Raw genomic sequence first — 2,990 nt, 5'->3', positions numbered from 1 at the left:
AATGCTGGCACGCTTGTTGAGGGATTTGCGCTTCATCCAGAGCTAAATAAAGAGACAAGCATGAGAGAAGACGGACCTGGGAAGGTCCGTCTTCAATGCATATATGTACAATATCACGAATGGATATGGGATTCGATAACAATTATGGGGATAAAAGCTTTAAGAAACCTTTAAGATTGCATAGGAACAAATATGCGAGAATAGGCAAGCATCATAGCTTATCTTCATTAAGAGTCTTATAAATAGCTATGAAATGAAGAGGAAGAGGAGCGCGAAAGGTGAAAAGTAGGTTTCATAGTAGAGTATCCATTATCTTGGTCCTTGTTCTATTCATAAGCGTGATCGAACTGCCCGGATGGCAGCATACCGCAGCAGCGGCACAATCAGGAGCCGGTTCACAAAGTGTGGTGTCCATTGCGAGTGGAGAAAGACATTCCTTGGCGTTAAAGGCGGACGGCTCAGTTGTCGCTTGGGGGCGTAACAATGTCGGTCAAACGGATGTGCCGACCGAGGCTCAGAGTGGCGTCATCGCGATTGCGGCGGGAGGCAACCACTCCATGGCACTCAAGGCGGGGGGCTCCGTCGTTGCTTGGGGAGATAACAATTGCGGTCAAGTGAATGTTCCGACAGAGGCGCAGAGCGGCGTAGTGGCGATTGCGGGCGGAGGCAACCATTCACTGGCTTTGAAGGCGGACGGCTCCGTTATCGCTTGGGGCTATAACTTCTGGGGGCAATCGATTGTTCCCGCCGATGCGCAAAGCGGGGTTGTGGCGATTGCAGCCGGATACGGTCATTCCCTGGCGTTAAAGGCGGACGGCTCCGTCGTCGTGTGGGGAGACAATGTTGATGGACAGAAGAATATCCCCATCGAAGCGCAAAGCGGGGTATCGGCCATTGCGAGCGGACGAGATCATGTTCTGGCATTAAAGACAGATGGCTCCGTTGTCGCTTGGGGAGACAATTTCGATGGTCAAGTGAACGTCCCGGCCAATGCGCAAACTGGGATTGTGTCGATTGAAGCAGGACGTCATTTTTCCATGGCGTTAAAGGCGAACGGCTCCGTCGTTGTGTGGGGAGACAATGTTAATGGACAGAAGAATATCCCCATCGAAGCGCAAAGTGGCGTAGTAGCAGTTGCCGGCGGGTACAGTCATGCCCTGGCGTTAAAGGCAGACGGCAGTGTAGTGATGTGGGGAAGCAATGCTTTCGGTCAACAGAACGTCCCGGCAGAATTATCGAAACCTGTGAAAGGCAGCGGAATTGCAGCTGGAGGCTATCACTCCCTGGCGTTGAAGTCGGATGGCGGTGTAGCAGCATGGGGACAAAATGATGAAGGTCAGACGAGCGTCCCGACCGAAGCAGGCAGCGGTGTACTGTCGATTGCAGCTGGAGGCACTCATTCCTTGGCATTAAAGTCTAACGGTAGCGTAATAGCGTGGGGAGATGATGGAAAGGGTCAAGCAAGCGTCCCTGTTGAAGCTGGCAGCAATGTCATGTCAATTGCAGCCGGACAGAATCATTCCTTGGCGTTAAAGTCGGATGGCGGCGTGGTGGCATGGGGATATAATTACTGGGGTCAGTCGAGCGTCCCGACTGAAGCGAAAAGCGACGTAGTGTCGATTGCTGCCGGAGCCAACTTTTCCATGGCATTAAAGTCGAACGGAAGTGTGGTGGCATGGGGGGGTGAAAACTTTGCGATGAGAACCATCCCGATTGAAGCCCAGAGCGGAGTTATCGCAATTGCCGGTGGAGGCTATCATGCATTGGCGTTGAAATCGGACGGCAGCGTGGTGGCATGGGGAAGCGACAACTATGGGCAGGCGACTGTCCCTGCTGAAGCGCAAAGCGGCATAGTGGCCATTACTGCCGGGTACTATCATTCCACTGCGTTGAAGGCAGATGGAGGTGTGGTTGCATGGGGAAATAACTATGCCGGTCAGACGAGCGTTCCGACGTTGGCGAAGAGTGGCGTGGTGGCGATCTCAACTGGTATTTATCATAATCTGGCTTTGAAGTCGGACGGCACTGTCGTGGCATGGAATCGAAATGATGCAGGTCAGGGGAACATTCCGAACAATGCGGATTTAAGTGGTCTTACTTTAGATGGAGCTGCGATGAGCCCTTCCTTCGTTCCGGACGTGACCAGTTATACGGCCTATGTGGGTTCTGTGGCCACTGATGTTAATGTGACGGCGACGCTTGCGGACCCCGTGCATGCTGAACTGTTCATCAACGGGGCGTATGAAACGAGCGCTTCTGCGGTTAGTGTGCCGTTGACAGGAGATTCCACCGTCATTCAGGCACATGTGGAGCCGTACTTGTCGGCAGGAAAGTCATACACTATAACCATTATGAAGGACGCAACAGCTCCCGCCGTCAGTTTGGGCATGAACGGGAATGAAACGTATGCGATAACCGCTTCGACGACCGTTGCCGTCAGCGACGGCGAGAGCGGCGTCGATCCGGACAGCCTGCAGGCTGTGTGGACGGAAAGCCCAAGTACGCCTGACGGCGGTGCAGCATGGAGCGGTTTCTCAAGCGGGGACACTTTGTCGCACAGTGGTGCAAACGGCGACTGGTATTTGCATATCCGGGCCTCTGATGAAGTTGGCAATGTTGTGGCTGCCGGATCGAATCGCTTCCGGTTGGATAACGGCGTTCCCATTGTCAGCTTTGGCACTAACGGGAATGAGAGCTATGCGACAACGGCTTCGACGGCCGTTACCGTCAGCGACAGCGAGAGCGGCGTCGATTCGGACAGCTTGCAATATGTATGGACACAAACTTCCGGCACCCCGGACGACAGCGCCGGATGGGCAAGCTTCTCAAGCGGAGACATTTTGTCGCACAGTGGCGTGAACGGCGACTGGTATTTGCATATCCGCGCCTCTGATGAAGTCGGCAATGATGTGGCTGCCGGATCGAATCGCTTCCGGTTGGATAACGGCGCTCCCGTTGTCAGCCTGGGTACGAATGGGAATGAAGCGTAT

The 2,990-nt window shown here is 53.8% G+C and carries 1 protein-coding gene; it reads left to right on the top strand.

Annotated features, from left to right (window positions below; translation table 11 throughout):
- Positions 1 to 278: 278 nt before the first annotated feature.
- Positions 279 to 2,990, top strand: a 2,712-nt coding sequence (locus tag M6D81_RS31285; protein ID WP_262681560.1) for a cadherin-like beta sandwich domain-containing protein, incomplete at its 3' end; no start/stop codon positions are given.

It is taken from the genome of Paenibacillus sp. J5C2022, assembly GCF_025567625.1.
Taxonomy (GTDB): Bacteria; Bacillota; Bacilli; order Paenibacillales; family Paenibacillaceae; genus Pristimantibacillus.
The sequence above is the reverse complement of the archived record's forward strand: the minus strand, read 5'-3'. Positions and strand labels throughout refer to the sequence as shown.